14 protein-coding genes and 1 riboswitch are annotated in these 18,636 nt (G+C 43.0%); of the genes, 12 read left to right on the forward strand and 2 right to left on the reverse strand.

Annotation, left to right across the window (positions count from 1 at the left end):
• Positions 1 to 16 precede the first annotated feature (16 nt).
• Positions 17 to 107: riboswitch (cyclic di-GMP riboswitch) on the reverse strand.
• A gap of 503 nt (positions 108 to 610) precedes the next feature.
• From VGB26_05610 to VGB26_05655, 10 genes are all read left to right on the forward strand, one after another.
• Positions 611 to 1,006 carry an FxsA family protein gene (locus VGB26_05610; protein ID HEX9757258.1) on the forward strand — a complete coding sequence of 132 codons (396 nt, stop codon included), beginning with the start codon at positions 611 to 613 and terminating at the stop codon, positions 1,004 to 1,006.
• A 225-nt stretch (positions 1,007 to 1,231) separates the two neighbouring features.
• Positions 1,232 to 1,774 carry a bifunctional pyr operon transcriptional regulator/uracil phosphoribosyltransferase PyrR gene (gene pyrR / locus VGB26_05615; GenBank protein ID HEX9757259.1) on the forward strand — a complete coding sequence of 181 codons (543 nt, stop codon included), beginning with the start codon at positions 1,232 to 1,234 and terminating at the stop codon, positions 1,772 to 1,774.
• A 39-nt stretch (positions 1,775 to 1,813) separates the two neighbouring features.
• Positions 1,814 to 2,737 carry an aspartate carbamoyltransferase catalytic subunit gene (locus VGB26_05620; GenBank protein ID HEX9757260.1) on the forward strand — a complete coding sequence of 308 codons (924 nt, stop codon included), beginning with the start codon at positions 1,814 to 1,816 and terminating at the stop codon, positions 2,735 to 2,737.
• On the forward strand, positions 2,737 to 4,038 hold the full coding sequence (locus VGB26_05625) for a dihydroorotase (protein HEX9757261.1): 1,302 nt from the start codon (positions 2,737 to 2,739) through the stop codon (positions 4,036 to 4,038). Before VGB26_05620 ends, VGB26_05625 begins: the two co-directional genes overlap by 1 nt.
• Positions 4,035 to 5,144, forward strand: a complete 1,110-nt coding sequence (gene carA / locus VGB26_05630) for a glutamine-hydrolyzing carbamoyl-phosphate synthase small subunit (GenBank protein ID HEX9757262.1) — start codon at positions 4,035 to 4,037, stop codon at positions 5,142 to 5,144. The genes VGB26_05625 and carA overlap by 4 nt, the downstream gene beginning before the upstream one ends.
• Positions 5,141 to 6,100 carry a signal peptide peptidase SppA gene (gene sppA / locus VGB26_05635; protein HEX9757263.1) on the forward strand — a complete coding sequence of 320 codons (960 nt, stop codon included), beginning with the start codon at positions 5,141 to 5,143 and terminating at the stop codon, positions 6,098 to 6,100. The genes carA and sppA overlap by 4 nt, the downstream gene beginning before the upstream one ends.
• Positions 6,101 to 6,141: 41 nt before the next feature.
• Positions 6,142 to 9,399: a carbamoyl-phosphate synthase large subunit gene (gene carB, locus VGB26_05640; protein ID HEX9757264.1), complete on the forward strand. Its 3,258-nt coding sequence runs from the start codon at positions 6,142 to 6,144 to the stop codon at positions 9,397 to 9,399.
• A gap of 67 nt (positions 9,400 to 9,466) precedes the next feature.
• Positions 9,467 to 9,943 (forward strand): transcription elongation factor GreA, encoded by a 477-nt coding sequence (gene greA, locus VGB26_05645; protein HEX9757265.1) that lies wholly within the window; start codon positions 9,467 to 9,469, stop codon positions 9,941 to 9,943.
• Entirely contained in the window at positions 9,909 to 10,751 is an 843-nt protein-coding gene (locus VGB26_05650; GenBank protein ID HEX9757266.1) for an SAM-dependent chlorinase/fluorinase, read from the forward strand. Before greA ends, VGB26_05650 begins: the two co-directional genes overlap by 35 nt.
• Before the next feature lie 404 nt (positions 10,752 to 11,155).
• A complete protein-coding gene (locus tag VGB26_05655) occupies positions 11,156 to 12,046 on the forward strand; it encodes a multicopper oxidase domain-containing protein (GenBank protein HEX9757267.1) in 891 nt (296 codons plus the stop codon).
• On the opposite strand, the gene VGB26_05660 is transcribed toward VGB26_05655, so the two are convergent.
• Positions 12,036 to 13,769, reverse strand: a complete 1,734-nt coding sequence (locus VGB26_05660) for an ABC-ATPase domain-containing protein (GenBank protein ID HEX9757268.1) — start codon at positions 13,767 to 13,769, stop codon at positions 12,036 to 12,038. The genes VGB26_05655 and VGB26_05660 overlap by 11 nt on opposite strands.
• A gap of 193 nt (positions 13,770 to 13,962) precedes the next feature.
• Between VGB26_05660 and VGB26_05665 the strand changes: the two genes are divergently transcribed.
• Positions 13,963 to 14,745, forward strand: a complete 783-nt coding sequence (locus VGB26_05665; protein HEX9757269.1) for a tetratricopeptide repeat protein — start codon at positions 13,963 to 13,965, stop codon at positions 14,743 to 14,745.
• A gap of 136 nt (positions 14,746 to 14,881) precedes the next feature.
• On the opposite strand, the gene VGB26_05670 is transcribed toward VGB26_05665, so the two are convergent.
• Positions 14,882 to 16,360: a LysM peptidoglycan-binding domain-containing protein gene (locus tag VGB26_05670; GenBank protein ID HEX9757270.1), complete on the reverse strand. Its 1,479-nt coding sequence runs from the start codon at positions 16,358 to 16,360 to the stop codon at positions 14,882 to 14,884.
• 475 nt (positions 16,361 to 16,835) lie between these two features.
• On the opposite strand from VGB26_05670, the gene lepA reads away from it, so the two are divergent.
• Positions 16,836 to 18,635, forward strand: a complete 1,800-nt coding sequence (gene lepA / locus VGB26_05675; GenBank protein ID HEX9757271.1) for a translation elongation factor 4 — start codon at positions 16,836 to 16,838, stop codon at positions 18,633 to 18,635.
• The last annotated feature ends 1 nt before the right edge of the window (position 18,636 follow it).

The following is an 18,636-nucleotide window of genomic DNA, read 5'->3' on the forward strand; positions in this document are numbered from 1 at the left end:
CCACCAAAAAGAATCCTTTGGCGGCTCGGCGGGCATTTGATCCCTGAGAGATCATTAGCCCCGGTGCTCTGCGTCTCCACCTTTCGATGGGTTTGCTCTGAGCAAAGGGTATTTACTTTATTTAGTTTTTTAAATTTCTTGAAACTGGAAATTACACCTGTTTTTAAAATATGTCAAGCTTTAAGATTGCAATTTAAAAAAATCATTCAAAGATTCCCCCCTTATAACAACCCGACCAAGCCGGGTTGGGTAAAAAGGCTTAAAGAGGTTTCGTGATTGTTCGATCTAACTTTTGTGATGGTTCCCTTTTTTGGTGCATTTCAAATGCCAAACCCAATTTGGATTTCAAAAAGCATAAAAATTTCAAAATGAATTTGTAAACAATCAACCAGTTAGATCGAACTGAATTTTTCTTGATGAGTCAAATTCGTAATGGGTTCGAATAGAATTCCGGAATCGACCTACATAGGGTTGTTCAAAAAGGGCACACTTTTTATGAGAAAATTTGAAAATCCCAGAAGGATGGGCTTATAATGCTTCGAAAAGGCGGAAATTTCTGGAAAATTTTCCCAACCCACAGGAACCAGCGCTTTTAAAGGGAGGTTCAAATATGCTTTTTAAATTAATTTTGCTGTTTTTGGCGGTTCCTTTGGTGGAAATTTACTTTCTTATCAAAGTGGGGGAAATTTTTGGGGCCTTTCATACCGTTTTCTTTGTTATATTGACCGCTATAATCGGTGCCTTTTTTGCTCGATTGGAAGGTCTTCGAACCCTTGGGAAAATGCAAATTCAGTTACAAAATGGACAGATGCCTGCAGAAGAAATCATTGATTCCCTTTTGATTTTTATGGCCAGTGTTTTATTACTGACCCCGGGCTTTTTAACCGATGCCATTGGATTTTTGATCTTGTTTCCCGTAACCCGGGTTTTTATTAAACGGTGGCTACGTCGGCAGTTTGATTACTATTTAAATAAACGGGCCATTGATATTCATTTTAAACCCTAACGGTTTATAGATTTAGAAGGATTAATGAATTTTCTATTAAAACCCACTTTAAAATTTTGGAAAAAAAAGAGGATTGACAAATCCCATTGAAAATTTTATATTAGGAGAAACCTTTAACCTAGCTCTGTGAGGCTAGAAAGGGAAGGAATGGATAAAAAACTAAGTTTACTAAAGGCCTTCTCCTGTCACTAGGGGGGCCTTTTTTTTTGCTTTTGGGTAATTTGGATGGCAAAGCGATTGGCAAAAGTTATTTTAGTACAACAGGAAATCGAAAGGGCTTTAAATCGGATTTCCCATGAAATATTGGAACGACATTCTGGGGCGAAAGAAATTGCTTTGGTGGGAATCAGAACCTGCGGGGTTCACCTCGCCCACCGGTTGGTAAAAAAGATAAAAGAAATTGAAGGAGTGGAGGTCCCCATTGGGATTTTGGATATAACCCTCTACAGGGATGACCTAGCAACCAAACGCGGACAAGCTGCCCTTAAAAAAACCGAAATACCTTTTTCAATTTCTCAACAACATATTATTTTAGTCGATGATGTTCTTTTTACAGGGAGGACCATTCGCGCTGCCATGGATGGGCTGGTTGACTTTGGGAGGCCCCGATCCATCCAACTGGCCATTTTGGTGGATCGGGGGCACCGGGAACTTCCCATTCGAGCGGATTATATCGGAAAGAATATTCCCACCTCTATTTCCGAAGAAGTCAAAGTATTACTTGAGGAAGAGGGGGAGGAGGATCGTGTGGTTTTATTCTCGAGTTAATTGCGCAAAAAAATAAAAAAATTTTTCTAAAAGGCTGAAATGCTGAAACAAAAAGATCTTTTGGGAATATGTGATTTGGAACCCGGAGATATCCATCTTATTCTAGAAACCGCAGAATCTTTTAAGGAGGTGACCGGAAGAGACATTAAAAAGGTCCCGACCTTAAGGGGAAGAACGGTAATAAACCTTTTTTTAGAAGCCAGTACCCGAACTCGAACCTCTTTTGAGTTGGCGGCCAAACGACTCAGTGCGGATGTTTTAAATTTTTCCCCAAGTTCGAGCAGCCTGAGTAAAGGGGAATCTCTTTTGGATACGGCCAGAAACATTGAAGCCATGCGTGCGGATATAATTATCATTCGACATACAGCCGCAGGGGCTCCCTGGTTACTGAGCCGACACCTAAAAAGTTCGGTGGTGAACGCGGGGGATGGTGCCCATGAGCATCCCACCCAGGCCCTTCTAGATCTTTTTACCATTAAGGAACGGTTGAAAAGAATTGAAGGGCTTCAGGTTGCCATTGTTGGGGATATCAGTCACAGTCGCGTGGCCCGGTCGGATATTTTGGCCTTAAGGAAATTGGGCGCAGAGGTCTGTGTCTCCGGGCCCCCAACCATGATTCCCTGTGGCATAGATCGTTTAGGGGTAGAGGTGGAATACAATTTAGACCGTGCTCTAAAGGGAAAGGATGTCATTATTATGCTTCGGCTGCAATTGGAGCGACAAACACGTTGTTTGTTTCCCAGCCTTCGTGAATATTCAAGGTTGTATGGGCTTACCTCTGAGCGGGTTCAACTGGCAAAAGAACACGCTTTAGTCATGCATCCTGGACCGGTCAATCGGGGAATTGAAATCTCCCCTGAGGTTGCGGATGGACTTTCCTCAGTCATTTTAGATCAAGTGACCAATGGGATTGCAGTCCGAATGGCCGTCCTTTACCTTCTCTCAGGTGGAAAGGAAACCTAATGGTTTTGATCCGTGGGGGCCGTATTATTGATCCGGCCAATCAAAGAGATGAAATAGTTGATGTTTTAATTCAAGGTTCAAAAATTACCCGGATGGGTTTAAACCTTGATGCAAAAGGGAGTCAAATTATCGACGCAAAAGGAAAAATTATCTCTCCCGGATTTATTGATGTTCATACCCATCTTCGGGAACCTGGTTTTGAGTATAAAGAAACCATTCGAGATGGAATGGCCGCAGCGGCCGCAGGAGGATTTACGGGGATTTGTTGTATGGCCAATACATTTCCGGTTAATGACAGTCAATCCATTACCGAGTTAATTTTAAAAAAAGCTCGGGCCAATGGAAAGGTTCATGTCTATCCCATTGGGGCCGTTACCAAAGGGTTAGAAGGGAAAGAACTATCTGAAATGGGTGAATTAATGGAGGCGGGTTGTGTTGGGTTCTCTGACGATGGGAAACCCATTATCAATGCACAGGTCATGCGCAGAGCCCTTGAATATTCCAAAGCATTTGATATGCCGATTATTGCTCATTGTGAAGACGAAGATCTTTTTGGTGAGGGGGTCATGAACGAGGGAGGGGTAGCCACGTCCTTAGGTCTTCAGGGAATTCCCAATGCCTGTGAAGAAACCATGGTGGCCAGGGATATTATTTTAGCCGAGCTGACGGGAGGCCGTCTGCACATTGCCCATGCCAGCACGGCAGGGTCCGTGGATTTGATCCGAAGGGCCAAGGCCAAAGGGATCCGTGTGACTGCAGAGGTGGCGCCGCACCACTTTATTCTAACGGATGAAGCGGTTAGGGAATATCAAACCCACGCAAAAATGAATCCACCTCTGCGGTTTCCCAAGGATGTGGAAGCATTAAAAGAAGGTTTAAAGGACGGAACGATCGATATGATTGCAACGGATCACGCGCCCCATGCCAACGAAGAAAAAGAGACGGAGTTTGATCTAGCCCCCTTTGGAGTCATCGGGATGGAAACCGCCCTACCCTTATCCCTAAAATTAGTGGAAGAGGGTCTCCTTTCTTGGAATGAGTTAATTCAAAAGCTTTCCTCTAACCCCTCTGTTGCGTTCAACCTTCCCGGGGGAAGATTGGAAGAGGGAGGAGAAGCCGATCTGGTTTTGATTGATCCTGAGGCCTTTTGGGTCATTCGTAAAAGCGAGTTTTTCTCTAAGGGGCGAAATTGCCCTTTTGATGGATGGAGGGTAAAGGGAAGAGTGGAAATGACGTTCATCGGGGGAGAGGTGGTATTTCAGCAAAAGGGGTGGCCTTCTTTGAACAGGGAAACGGTATGAAAAAGGCGTTGTTGGTTTTATCAGATGGAACGACTTTTCAGGGCTGGGGATTTGGGGCCACGGGCGAGCGAATAGGAGAGTTGGTTTTCAATACCAGTATGACGGGTTATCAAGAAATCCTAACGGATCCTTCCTATAAAGGGCAAATGGTGGTCATGACCTATCCCCACATTGGAAACTGTGGGGTAAACCCGGAAGATATGGAATCCCCTCGTCCCTCTTTAGAGGGATTCATCGTAAAGGAGCAGTCCCCCATTTCAAGTAATTGGAGATCTAAGCAGGACTTAGATTCCTTTCTAAAAGAAAAAGAGATTGTTGGAATTGAAGGAATCGATACCCGGGCCCTCACCCGGCATATTCGGGAAAAAGGTGCACAGATGGGAATTTTGTCCACTGAGGACTTGGAAAGGAAAAACCTTTTAAAAAAGGCCGAGCATTCTAAGGGTTTAATTGGTTTGGATCTTGTTAAAGAGGTAACTTGCCTATCCTCGTATACCTGGGAGGAGGGGAGTTGGGATCCTCAAAATGGATTTAAGAGGCCATCTCAATTTCCATTCCATGTGGTTGCTTATGATTTTGGAATTAAGCGGAATATTCTTCGTTTGTTGGTGAATGCGGGATGCAGGGTGACCGTGGTTCCCGCGAATACCCCTGCCGAGGAGGCACTTCGTTTAAATCCAAATGGAATTTTTTTATCCAATGGGCCCGGAGACCCTGAGGGGGTTTCTTACGCCGTTGCCACGATCCGATCGCTTTTAGGAAAGAAACCGATTTTTGGAATCTGCCTGGGACATCAATTGTTGGGGCTGGCTTTAGGGGGTAAAACCTATAAGCTGAAGTTTGGGCATCACGGAGGAAATCAACCCGTAATGGATTTGAAAACAAAAAAGGTAGAGATCACAACCCAAAACCATGGGTTTGCGGTTGACGTGGACTCCATGGGAGATGACATTGAGTTAACCCATATCAATTTAAATGATCAAACCGTTGAAGGAATGAGGCATAGAGCATTTCCTATTTTTTCGGTTCAATACCATCCGGAAGCCTCCCCGGGTCCTCATGATGCTTCTTATCTTTTTGACCGGTTTGTGGAGATGATGAAATGAAACAGTTTATGGGGTTTTTCTTATTTGGCCTGCTTGCTTTGGGGTTTTCTGGCTGCATTAAGGTTTCGCTTTTTCCAAAACCCGTCCCTTTTGAAGAACAGGTGATTTCAGGAAAGGGAAAAAACAAGATACTCCTGCTCGACATATCCGGAGTCATTCAGGAGGAAGAAACCAGCCTTTTTTCTGGGGAACCAGATTTAGTCGCCCGGGTGAAGGAACAGCTCACCAAAGCGGCTCGGGATGAAACAATTAAAGGGGTTTTGCTTAGAATCAATAGTCCGGGGGGAACGGTGACGGCTTCTGACCTTATTCACCATGAGGTAATGGAGTTTAAAAAGAAAACTGGAAAAAAGGTTTTTGCCGTGATCATGGGTGTGGGTGCCTCTGGAGGGTATTACATCGCGGTTTCCGCCGATAAGATTGTCGCCCATCCCACCACCGTAACGGGGAGTATCGGTGTCATTATGCTCAACGTCAGCCTCCAAGGCCTTCTTGAGAAAATTGGAATTGAGAATGAAACCATAAAATCCGGCGATAAAAAAGATATGGGGTCTCCCTTGAAAAAAATGACAGAAGAGGAAAGGGCTTTATTTCAAGGAGTGATTCGAGCGCTTTACGATGAGTTCGTCAATGTGGTGGCTCAAGGTCGTCAAAACTTAACGGAAGAAAAGATCCGCACACTGGCCGATGGGCGAATTTATTCCTCCCAACAAGCCTTGGCGACCGGATTGGTGGACCAAATCGGGTATCTTCAGGACGCTTTTGAGTTGGCCAAAAAAGAAACAGGTTTAGAACAGGCGAAGCTGGTTCTTTATAAAAGGCCGGGGCAATACCGCACCACTATATATTCCCAGGGGCCATCCAATCCCCCCAGAATTAATTCCTTGGTTCTTTTTGATTTAAAAGGGTTAATCCAACCTGGGGTTCCGAAATTCATGTATTTGTGGGTTCCCTAGGTTAAACCCATTTATTGAGGATTTAAACGGAGGAAAAAGATTTGCCAAAACGCACCGATATTCAAAAGATTTTGATAATTGGATCCGGCCCCATTGTCATTGGGCAGGGTTGTGAATTTGATTATTCAGGTACCCAAGCGTGCAAAGCCCTCCGGGAAGAAGGATATGAAATTATTTTGGTGAATAGCAATCCGGCAACCATTATGACGGATCCTGAAACGGCCCACCGGACTTATGTGGAACCGATTAATGCGGTGGTTATTGAAAAAATTATCGAAGCCGAAAAACCCCATGCTCTTCTTCCCACAATGGGAGGGCAAACCGCTTTAAACATGGCGTTTCAACTTTCGGAACGGGGAATTTTGGATAAATACGGTGTAAAACTAATTGGTGCATCATATGAAGCCATTCAAAAAGCAGAAAACCGGGAAGCATTTAAAAATGCAATTATCCGTATCGGTTTAAAAATTCCAGAGAGCTGTTATGTTCGGCAAAAAGAAGATGCCCAAGGTTTTTTGGAAAGGGTTGGTTTTCCTGTGATTATCCGTCCCTCCTTTACCCTGGGGGGCACCGGGGGAAGCATTGCCTATAATATTGAAGAATTTCAGGAGTACTTGGACTTGGGGTTGGACCGAAGTCCCACCCATGAAGTTCTCATTGAACGGTCCGTATTGGGTTGGAAGGAGTTTGAATTAGAAGTTATGCGGGATCTTAAAGATAATGTTGTGGTTATTTGTTCTATTGAAAACCTGGACCCCATGGGAATCCATACCGGAGACAGCATTACCGTTGCCCCTGCCCAAACCCTAACCGATAAAGAATATCAAATCATGCGGGACGCCGCTATTCGGGTGATTCGGGAAATAGGGGTGGAGACCGGGGGATCCAATATCCAATTTGCAGTCAACCCCGTCGATGGGGAAATGGTTGTCATTGAAATGAACCCCAGGGTATCCAGGAGTTCTGCCCTGGCTTCAAAAGCCACCGGTTTTCCCATTGCAAAAATCGCTGCCAAGCTTTCCGTGGGGTATACCCTGGATGAAATTCAAAATGACATTACCCAGGTTACCCCTTCTTGTTTTGAACCCATGCTTGATTATGTCGTTGTTAAAATTCCTCGTTTTACCTTTGAAAAATTCCCTGAAGCAGATTCGACACTGAATACCCAAATGAAATCCGTTGGAGAAGCCATGGCCATGGGCCATACCTTTAAAGAAGCATTCCAAAAGGCCTTACGGTCGCTGGAAATCGATTGTGATGGACTGACCCCAAAGCTCCGCCGAAAAAAAAACCGGGATGAAGGGGTTTCTGATATGGATCTAATCCGGGCGAAATTGGTAATCCCTAATTGGGAACGGATCTGGTATTTAGCGGATGGGATTCGGTTGGGAATTTCTCCGGAAGAAATCCACCAGCTTTCCCGTATTGACCCCTGGTTCATAAATCAAATCCATGAACTGATCAAATTTGAAGATGTTTTAAAAGCCAAGGGTTTGGAAGGTCACACTAGAAAAGAAGAACGTATAGCCCCCGATGATTTAAGAAGGGCAAAAAGGGATGGGTTTTCAGATCCAAGTTTGGGCAGTCTTCTCGGGCTATCCGAAAATGAAGTTCGGGATTTAAGATGGGAAAAGGGAATTGAACCTGTTTATAAACGGGTAGACACTTGTGCAGCAGAATTTGAAGCCTTTACACCTTATCTCTATTCAACCTATGAACAGGAATGTGAATCCAATCCTACCCATCGCAACAAGGTCATCATTCTGGGTGGGGGCCCCAATCGAATAGGGCAGGGGATTGAATTCGATTATTGTTGTGTTCATGGCGCCATGGCCCTTCGAGAAGAAAATTGGGAAAGCATCATGGTGAACTGTAATCCCGAAACCGTGAGTACCGATTACGATACATCTGATCGGTTGTATTTTGAACCCTTGACCATTGAAGATGTGATTCAGATCATTCGGGTTGAAAAACCTCAAGGAGTCGTTGTTCAATTTGGGGGACAAACACCTCTCAAATTGGCTGTCCCTTTGGAGAAAATGGGAGTTTCGATTTTGGGAACATCTCCGGATTCCATTGATCGCGCCGAAGACCGTGAGCGGTTCAAAACCTTATTGGAGAAATTGAGATTAAAACAGCCTCAAAGCGGTTTAGCACGTTCCGTAAAAGAAGCCATCGACATTGCAAAGGAAATTCAATTCCCCATTCTGGTCAGGCCATCCTATGTATTAGGAGGCAGGGCCATGGAGATTGTGTACGATGAGGAAAACCTAAAGGACTACATGCGTTTTGCTGTTAAAGCCTCCCCTAATCATCCTATTTTAATAGATCGCTATTTAGAAGACGCCATTGAAATTGATGTCGATGCCCTTTGCGACGGGAAAAATGTTTTTATCGGTGGGATTATGGAACATATTGAAGAAGCCGGGGTTCACTCAGGGGATAGCGCCTGTTCTCTTCCTCCCTATTCTCTTCTCCCCGGATTTGAAGAGGAACTGAGACGACAGACCAAAGCCCTCGCCATTGAGCTAGAGGTTGTCGGCCTCATGAATGTTCAGTTTGCGATAAAAGAAAATGAGGTTTACGTCATCGAAGTCAATCCAAGAGCTTCCAGGACGGTTCCTTTTGTCAGTAAAGCCATTGGTATTCCCCTTGCTAAACTGGCCATGAAGGTCATGTTAGGACGTTCCCTTCACGATTTAGGTGTCCAGAAGAGCCCTCCGTTAAGAGGGTTTGCGGTTAAAGAAGCGGTTTTTCCTTTTTCCAGATTTATGGGGGTGGACCCCATCCTCGGCCCGGAAATGAAATCCACAGGAGAGGTGATGGGTATAGGTCAAACGTTTGGAGAAGCCTTTGGCAAATCTCAAGCAGGAGCCAATGTGCTCCTTCCTGGAAGCGGAAAGGTTTTTATTAGTGTAAAAGACAAAGATAAACCCCAAGCCGCCCAAATTGGGACAAGGCTCCGGGGGATGGGTTTTCAAATTGAAGCCACACGGGGAACGGCGGATTTTCTACAGCGGCATGGGGTTGATTTGGAAAGTGTAAATAAGGTAAAAGAAGGGAGGCCCCATATTGTGGATCATATGAAGAATAATGAAATTGGTTTGGTCATTAATACCGTTGGGGATAAAACCTCCCAAAAGGATTCTTATTCAATTAGACGGACCGCTTTAAACCACAATATTCCCTACTTTACCACCATGGCTGGGGCACGAGCTGCCATTGAGGGAATTGAAGACTTTTTGAAGAAAGGCATAACAATCCAAGCCATTCAAGATTATCATTCTGGAAAACCCTAAAATCATCTTGAAAAAAAATGTGATTTTGAAAGTGAGGGTTTTCCATTTTTTTTAGAGGGAGGATGTCGTGAAAATCCCAATTACCAAAAATGGGTATGAACAGTTATTAAAAGATTTGGAAAGACTTAAACGGGTGGAACGTCCAAAAGTCATCGAGGCCATTGCAGAGGCTAGGGCCCATGGCGACCTTTCTGAAAATGCAGAATATGCGGCGGCCAAGGAACGACAATCATTCGTTGAAGGAAAAATTCAAAATCTTGAGAATAAAATATCGGAGGCTCAAATCATTGACACAAAAAATCTCTCAAATGAAAAAGTGGTTTTTGGTACCACCGTTGTTCTCAAGAATACCGAAACCGATGAAAAAAAGCGTTTTACTTTGGTAGGCCAAGAGGAGGCTGATATCAAAAAAGGGGAAATTTCAGTCCAATCTCCCGTTGGAAAAGCCCTGATAGGACACAAGGTGGGAGATTGGGTAACCATTGTTACCCCCTCTAAAACCGTGGAATATGAAATCCTTGAAATTGGGTTTGACAGGTCCTAAAATACAACAACCTGTTCCCCTTATTACCCTCACCACCGACTTTGGAACAGACGGAATTTTTGTGGGGTGTATGAAGGGGGTAATCTATGGAATTAACCCAAAGGTTAATATTGTTGATATAACCCACTCTATTGCTTCCTATGATAGGGTTGAAGCGGCATTTCTAGTTAAATCTTTCTCTGGGGATTTTCCCTCCTCCTCCATTCATATCGTTGTTGTAGACCCGGGAGTAGGAAGCGCCAGGAAACCCTTACTTATTCAGACGGTTCATGGTCTATATCTAGGTCCCGACAATGGGGTTTTTACTCCCATCCTGATGGAGGGGAAGCCGAGGGTCCGGGAAATTACCCAAAAACGGTATTTTCGCCCTGCAATTGGGGCAACCTTTCACGGAAGGGACCTTTTTGCCCCCGTAGCGGCATGGCTTTCAAAAGGTGTCCCCCCCCAGCAAATGGGTCCAATCTACCCAAATCCCATGACCATTTCCATTCCGAAACCAGAAAGGATTCGATCCAATCGTATTAAAGGGATTGTAATGTATATTGATCATTTTGGAAATCTAATCACAAATATAACATGGAAAAATCTGGAACAATTGGTTGGTTCCAATGTTTTTGAAAAAATCCATGTAAAACTCTCTGGAAGAGATTATGGTGTTTTAAAAAAAAACTATTCAGAGACACCGGAAGGTAAAGTAGGGGCTCTAATGAATAGTTTTGGAGAATTGGAGGTATTTTGCTACAAGGGCAATGCCCAAAAACGGTTACGATTGAAAAAGGGGTCTTCGGTTGAGGTATTCAGGGTTTAAAAAAAAAGTTTTCCTAAATTAAAAGAGGTTTTAATTACCATCTTTTGGACAAATTTTTATTTTCTTTAGATTTTCCGATAAAAATACCCTTGCCTAAGGAAGAAACCCCTATGTTTGAAACCTTTCAATTCCTCCCGATTTTCGAATCGCTTAGCACCCACCCCTTCTATTGAATCATTTCTTAAAGGAAGAAAGCGGTCTTTTAGAGCCTCCCATCACTTCATTGGAATCCAAGCCTGAAGGCATGTGGAGCGTTCTAATTTAACAGAATCAGGAATCCATCCCCATTTTATTAGCATTTGCCCAATGGTTAAAATAACTTGGTGGTTTTTTGTTTTCAGGCTAAACTTGAATAAAGGAAAGAGCCATTCTTTTGTTCGATTAAATTATTCTAGAGGTAAAACATGGTTGTTTTGGATCGAAAATCCTTATATTCGTTTTTTTTAATATTAATGGTTTTTGGGCATTTTTTTGAGGATTCGGTTAGGGGAGAAACCCTTAAAATTCATTTGACAGCATTGGATAAAACCGTAAAGGTTGCAAAAGGAGAATCTTATAAAGCCTGGACTTTTGAGGGGTTTATTCCCGGGCCAGTGATCCGGGTCAAAGAGGGGGATGAGATTGATTTTATTTTTGAAAATAAGGGTTCTATCGCCCATTCAATTGTTTTACATGGAGTGATAACGCCTCCCGATCAAAATTTTAGAAGTGTGGGGCCAAAGGAATCGGTTTCCTTTACCTGGAAAGCCGAATTTCCGGGCGTATTTTTATACCATTGTGGAACCTCACCCACATTCCAACACCTTGCCAATGGGATGTATGGTGCTCTGATTGTAGATCCCACAGAGCCCAGGGAAAATGCAAGAGAAATTGTTTTAGTACAAAGTGAATTTTATTCCTCCCCCCGGAATGTTCACGGAATGCTGAATGGCGAAGCCCGGTTTGTCGTTTTTAATGGGTATATGAATAAATATGTAGAAACCCCGATAGAAGCGCAACCCGGGGAGCTTATACGGTGGTATGTTCTAAATGCAGGCCCAAACTTTTTCTCTTCCTTTAATTTGGTGGGGGGGATGTTTTTAAAGGTTTTTGAGAATGGGAACCCCAAACACATAAAAGAAAATGTTCCCCTTTGGACCCTTCCCCCAGGAGGGGGAGCCATTTTTGAAACACGTTTAAAAGAGGAGGGTGTCTATTCTTTCAAAACCCACGCTTTGGCTGATTCATATCGGGGGGGGATAGGTTTTATTCGAATTTCAAAAGAAGCAGGTCCCCCTGGGGCCCTTATGCCCTGAAATAAGGAGTATTTCTTATCTTTAAGGTCCTGATTCGATTAAGCGCCTGGGAGAATTCCATTTTTCGGGGAAGGGCATAGTCTCCCCGCTGAAAGGGAGTTAACATATCAAAGCTTTTGGTGTTCAACTCATCAAACATTCTTTGAATTCCCTCCTTAATAGGTAAATCTTCATTTCCAAAATGTCTTATAAAATAAAAAATCATATCGGCGATTGCCTTGGTTTGTCCTGTTTCAACCAATTGTTCCAAGTGGGTTAAATCGAGAATGCGGTTTCCAATCCGAAGGGTTTTCAATCCCATCACTTTAATTTTACCTTTTTCTTTTACGTCTCTTCCCAATAGGCTTTCCAATAGGGGAACCCGGGGTTGAAATACACCAAAAATTTCCCCTCCTTCAGGCTTTCGTGGATGGGAACGTTGTTTGACAATTTCCTTAGACTTTTTTGTTACGTCTTTTGGGCTGTAATGGTCCATCATGATAACCTGATCTGCCACGGAAAAATAATCTCCCGATCCTCCAGAAATAAGAATGGTTGAGACCCCATGGTCACGGAAAAGGAGACGGACTTTGTCCAAAAATGGTGTGATGGGCTCTTTTTCTTTGGGAACCAACGACTGCATCCATTCATCCCGAACCATAAAATTGGTGGCACAGGTATCTTCATCCATAAGAAGGAGCGAAGTACCGATTTCGAGGCTTTCCATAATATTGGCTGCCTGAGAGGTACTGCCACTGGCATTTTCGGTTGAGAATGACTCGGAAGGCTGACCGAAGGGGAGGCGGTTGATAAATGGAGAAAGGTTTACCTTAATAATAGATCTTCCTTCTTCTGCTCGGATTTTTATGGCATCTTCGACGGATACAATATTTTCCCGACCATCTCCTGGAATATGGTTATAAACACCTCTTTCAAGGGCCCTCAGGAGGGTAGATTTTCCATGAAAACCTCCTCCCACGATTAAAGTAATGCCTTTGGGAATTCCCATTCCTTTTATAGGTCCTTTATTTGGACGAATTAATTCAATTTCCTTCTCGGGGGGCGAGTTGAAGAAAATAATATTTCGGCTAACATCCAAAGGACGATCATCAATACCAGACCTTCTCGGTAAAAGGGATCCTTTTGCCACAAAGGCAACCAGGCCATTGGGTAATAACTGGTTGCGTAAGGCATCGGAATCATCCCCCGTTTCAACATGGTCCAAACATTCGACTTGATTGAGGCTTTCATAAAAAAGAGAGGCATAAGCCATTCGGGGAATTTCCTCCAAAAAAATTCTAATGGCTTCATCCCCAAGAATTTTTCGACCTGAGGCTGGAAGCCTAACAAAAAACCGTACCTCTAAACGATCTATAGAAATGTTTACGGCTGATCTCTTTAATATTTCCTGACCCCCTGATTCAATGGCAATGGTGTGACCCCCAAAGGTCTCACGGGTCTGTGTAGGAGGAAGGTGAATTGATTTTGAAAATTGCCTGCCAATATAATCTTCCAAAGCGGTTTGTCTTGAAGCATTTCTAAAAAGAGTTAGGGGAAAACCTGCAACCCTTTGAGAGACTATGATGCGGATTCTTGAAGGTGCGGCGAATGGATCCGCCTGTACATGGTCAATGATCAGGGAATACCGTGTAAATTGATAATCTCCTTTAATTTTTTTAAAGGCTTTATATCCTTTTCCATCAATTTGTTCTAAAATGAATTTCAAGTCCGTTGGCAGCTTCAAAGGACACCTTATTTGAGATGACACCGAATTATAGTGCCTCCCATCACAAGGGTCAATGAGGGATCGGGTGGGCTTGACAGGTGATGGAATTTTTCATAAGATGGTGAAGCTCAATAAAATCACCTTCAGTTTTTCCCAACAAACCGTGAAGGCTGGAAATAAGCGATAATGAATCCTGTTCCATACCGGATCTATGCCTTATAAAATTCGGATACCCACAAAAAAAAATAATACTGAAACGATCAAAGTCGCCCACCTTTCGGAACGTCTTCTAGATTGGTATGAAGACAACCAAAAGAATATCTTCTGGACGGTTATTGTGGTTTTAGTTCTGGGAGTGGGGGCTGGCATTTGGTGGTATTATGATAAAAGTGCCCATCGGAAGGCCTTAATCCTTCAATATGAAGCCTCCAAATCGCTCCAGGATGCCCAGTTATATGAAGGGGACGAGAATGCTACGAGGGAAGCTTACCAATCCGGGATCACTAAATATAAGGACCTCATCCGTCAATTTCCTCGAACGCCCAGTTCGGCGGTAGCCCGTTATAGGATGGGAAACAGTTATGTGGCCATGGGAGAGTTTGAACAGGGAATTCAGGCCTACCGGGAATTTTTAAACAGGTACGGAAAAACCCACAAAATCTCTCCAATGGTTATTCAGAAGCTGGGTTATGTTTACCTTGAAAGGAATGAATTGAATGAGGCTGAAAAGCAATTTAAAGAGGTATCGGAATTGGAGGGGGCCAATAGCCGTGATCAATCCCTTTTTGAATTGGCTGGAATTTACGAAAAAATGGGACAAAAGGAAAAAGCCACTTCAATCTACAAACACATTTCTGATCAATTCTCTACTTCCCCCATTGCCAGTGAAGCCCTGGCCCGCTTAAAGGGTCTTGAACCCGAACAAAAACCTGGGGAGCAGAACTTAAAACCTGACGCCAACGAGCCTTCTTCTCCCTCTTCCGAAGAGAAATAACCTTTCCAATTCAAAACACATAAACGTTTTTTTTTAAAGAAAAGCGTTCAATGCAATGAGCAGGACTCTTTCATTTCCTACAGGTATTTCCAGAGGGATCAAAGGGGCAGGAAGAGGGTGGGAGGTGGTTCTAGAATTACAGGTTTCCTCTATCCAAAACCAGGACCAGTCGTTTTCCGGGATAGATTCGGTTTGATTTAAGTTTATTCCAATTTTTTAAGGTCTTAATGCTGACATTATATTTTTGTGAAATCTTCCATAAAGAATCCCCCCGTTTTACACGGTAATAAATCTTCCGGTTATTTTGTTTGTTTTTAGAGGAACTCTTGATTTCGTAGTTGGAGTCAAGATCCACATATTTATTTGCAAGGGGAACGACTAAATATTCACCTTCGCGAAGGCGGGTTCTCCTTCCCATCGTGTTGAGCTCTTGAAGGTTCGAAATGGTGGTTCCATATTGACGGGCCAATCCCCAAAGCGTCTGACCCCTTTGAACCTCATGTCGAAAAGCCAATGTTCTTTGATCTTCCGGAATTTTATTGAAGTTTTCAAGAAAGGTTTCCCGGGATCCTTCAGGAAGTTTTACTTTATAATCCTTATAATTTGGAGGAGTAATGGTGGTTTTTAATTCAGGGTTTAAAAGTTTCATTTCTTTATAGCTGACACCAATGGCTTTGGCCATCAGGCGAAGGTCGGTGGGCCGATCCACGGTAACCTCATCGTATTTCAAAGGCTCATGGTAATCGATATTAAACCCGTAGTGTTCTGGGTTTTTTGCAATGATGGTTGCGGCCATGAATTTGGGAACATAATCTCGCGTTTCTTTCTTAATAAATTTCGTGGATTTTAGATCCCAAAAATCTTCTCCTTTGGCCTTAATCAATGCCCGTTTTACTCTGCCTTCCCCTGCATTGTAAGAGGCCAGCGCCAACGGCCAAGAACCAAACATATCATACAGATCTTTTAGATAACGGGAAGCAGCATGGGTGGACTTTACCGGATCTCTTCTTTCGTCAATCCAAGCGTTAATCCGAAGGCCATAATTACGGCCAGTCCCCTTGATAAATTGCCATGGGCCAGCAGCCCGGGATCTTGAGTAGGCGTAAGGGTTAAAGCCGCTTTCGATCAAGGCTACAAAAACCAGGTCTTCAGGTAAACCATTATTTTTAAAAATTTCTTTCATGAGGCCAAGGTAACGTCCTGAGCGGTTTAAATATTCCTCAAAACGGTCCCGAATTCGGACCTGAAAATACCCTATATAAGCCTCCACGCTCTCATTAATAACAATGGGAACATCATAGGTTGGTTCATCCAGGACGAGTTCCTCTTCCTCTTCTTCTAATGGAAGTTCGATGATGGGGAACAGAGGAGAAAGGGGGTGGTCTCGGGAGGATTTTTTTTCGGTATTTGGGTAGCTTTCATTAAAAAGGAATTTTTCTGAGGCTTGTTCCTGGGAAGGAAAGGGACTTTCCTCTGAAACCTGATTGGAATAAGTAGAATCGGCTGTTTGGTGTTGAAGTGTTGAAGGTGTAGTCGCACAAGATATTAAAAAAAGGAGTGCAAAAGATATGGGGATAATAATTTGGAGGCTTTTTCTTTCATTTTTATTCTTCATTGTTTTTTCCGGAGATTTCTTTTTGAATTGAAAAACTGGGTTTTGTATATTCAGACTCAAAAGGCTTCTCTTAAGTCATGAGGAAAAATTACCTTTCTCAATTTCTTGTTAATATTATCTTATCGTGCGGAAATGTCAATCTTAAGGGAATATTTTAGTCAGGGGCTGACAATCTTGAACAAAATTTCCTTAAAACATTAATTTTTTAAAGGTTCAGGTTTTTTCCTGATGGAAGGGTCTCCAGAGGTTTGAAGACGGAGTTTTTTTGGTTTTCCCCAAAAGGCCATAAAAAAAATTGCATCTTCCAGGGTTTTTTTTGCACTAAAGAGGTGATCCCAAAGGCTATTTGGAATTTTTTCTTCTGTGATGTTAAACCCCTGAGGGTGGATGGCCTATTCCCATTATTATTTTTCTTTGACAACAAAACCGGGAATTCATATAATCAGTAAGTTTAAGATAACAAAGAGGAAATTAGTTGCCAAAACTGGGGTTTCGGAATTTTTCCATCATTGCACATATCGACCATGGGAAATCCACTCTGGCGGATAGACTCCTTGAGTTTACTGGGGCCCTTGAAACCAGGGAAAAACGGGAACAGGTTTTGGATGATATGGACCTGGAAAGAGAAAGAGGGATTACCATTAAAGCCCATGCAGTTCGTCTACGGTATACGGACCTTAAAGGGGAAAAATTTATTTTTAATTTAATTGATACTCCGGGCCACGTGGATTTCACCTATGAAGTTTCCCGAAGCCTTGCCGCCTGTGAAGGAGCCCTTTTGATAGTGGATGCAACCCAAGGAGTAGAAGCCCAAACCATTGCAAATACCTATTTGGCCATTGAAAATAACCTTACTATCATTCCGGTTATTAATAAAATTGATTTGCCCAGTGCCGATGTAGACCGGGTCAAACATCAAATTCAGGAAATTTTAGGTTTGGATGTTGAGGAGATCCTCTTGGTCAGTGCCAAAGAAGGTAAAGGAATTCGGGAAATTCTTGAAGCCATTGTAACTCGAATTCCTCCTCCGTCTACCCAAGCGGATCAGCCCTTAAAAGCCCTCATTTTTGATTCATGGTTTGATAATTACCAAGGAACGGTGGTTTTGGTCAGAATACTGGATGGAGAGATTTTTCCAGGACAAAAAATTCGCTTAATGTCCGTAAAAAGAGATTATGAGGTAATTTCGGTAGGCGTCTTTACACCCAAGAGGGAAACCGTTTTAAGATTATCTGCCGGGGAGGTAGGGTATATTATTGCGGGAATCAAACGGGTGGAGGATACGAAAATTGGAGATACCATTACCGATGCCCTTAACCCGACCACCCACCCCTTTCCCGGATATAAAGAAATTAAACCCATGGTTTTTTGTGGTGTTTTTACCATAGAAAGTGGGCAGTTCAACGAGCTCCGGGAAGCTCTGGAGAAACTACGACTCAATGATTCCTCATTTACCTATGAGCCTGAAACTTCTTTGGCCTTGGGTTTTGGGTTTCGATGCGGATTTTTGGGCCTTCTTCACAAGGAGATTATTCAGGAAAGGTTGGAACGCGAATATCACCTCTCTTTGATCAGTACCGCCCCAACGGTGGTCTATCGAGTCACCAATCAGAAAAATGAAGTGATTGAAGTGGATAATCCTTCAAAATTACCAGAGCCGCAATCCATTTTAAGGATGGAAGAGCCTTTTATACTGGCAACGTTAATCACCCCGGAACAATTCCTTGGCCCTCTCTTGAAAATTTGCCAGAACAGAAGAGGGATTCAACGAGACCTAAAATACCTGGATCAGGAAAGGGTCATGGTGGTTTATGAACTTCCCTTAAATGAGGTCATTTTAGATTTTTTTGATCGGTTGAAATCCCTGAGCAAAGGTTATGCCTCTTTGGATTACGAATGGCTCGGTTACCGGGAGGGGAAATTGGTAAAGGTTGATATATTATTGAATGGAGAAACATTGGATTCTTTATCCTTTATTGTGGATAAAGAAAAGGCCTATCACCGGGCCCGTCAAATGGTTGAAAAAATGAGGGAAGTCATTCCCAGACAGTTGTTTGAGGTAGTGATTCAAGCCTCCATAGGGAGCCGAATCATTGCACGAGAAAATGTGAAAGCTCTCAAGAAAAATGTAACCGCTAAATGCTATGGTGGAGACATTACCCGAAAAAGAAAATTGTGGGAAAAACAAAAAGAAGGAAAAAAAAGGATGAAACAAGTGGGTCGGGTGGAAATTCCGCAGGAGGCATTTCTGGCGGTTTTAAAAGTAAAGGATTAAA

It is taken from the genome of Nitrospiria bacterium, from assembly GCA_036397255.1.
GTDB lineage: Bacteria > Nitrospirota > Nitrospiria > DASWJH01 > DASWJH01 > DASWJH01.

What these genes read in the sequence shown, in the direction of transcription:
- VGB26_05610 (HEX9757258.1), top strand. Translation starts at nt 611, where the DNA reads ATGCTTTTTAAATTAATTTTGCTGTTTTTGGCGGTTCCTTTGGTGGAA.
- pyrR (HEX9757259.1), top strand. Translation starts at nt 1,232, where the DNA reads ATGGCAAAGCGATTGGCAAAAGTTATTTTAGTACAACAGGAAATCGAA.
- VGB26_05620 (HEX9757260.1), top strand. Translation starts at nt 1,814, where the DNA reads ATGCTGAAACAAAAAGATCTTTTGGGAATATGTGATTTGGAACCCGGA.
- VGB26_05625 (HEX9757261.1), top strand. Translation starts at nt 2,737, where the DNA reads ATGGTTTTGATCCGTGGGGGCCGTATTATTGATCCGGCCAATCAAAGA.
- carA (HEX9757262.1), top strand. Translation starts at nt 4,035, where the DNA reads ATGAAAAAGGCGTTGTTGGTTTTATCAGATGGAACGACTTTTCAGGGC.
- sppA (HEX9757263.1), top strand. Translation starts at nt 5,141, where the DNA reads ATGAAACAGTTTATGGGGTTTTTCTTATTTGGCCTGCTTGCTTTGGGG.
- VGB26_05650 (HEX9757266.1), top strand. Translation starts at nt 9,909, where the DNA reads ATGAAATCCTTGAAATTGGGTTTGACAGGTCCTAAAATACAACAACCT.
- VGB26_05655 (HEX9757267.1), top strand. Translation starts at nt 11,156, where the DNA reads ATGGTTGTTTTGGATCGAAAATCCTTATATTCGTTTTTTTTAATATTA.
- VGB26_05665 (HEX9757269.1), top strand. Translation starts at nt 13,963, where the DNA reads ATGCCTTATAAAATTCGGATACCCACAAAAAAAAATAATACTGAAACG.
- VGB26_05670 (HEX9757270.1), bottom strand. Translation starts at nt 16,360, where the DNA reads ATGAAGAATAAAAATGAAAGAAAAAGCCTCCAAATTATTATCCCCATA.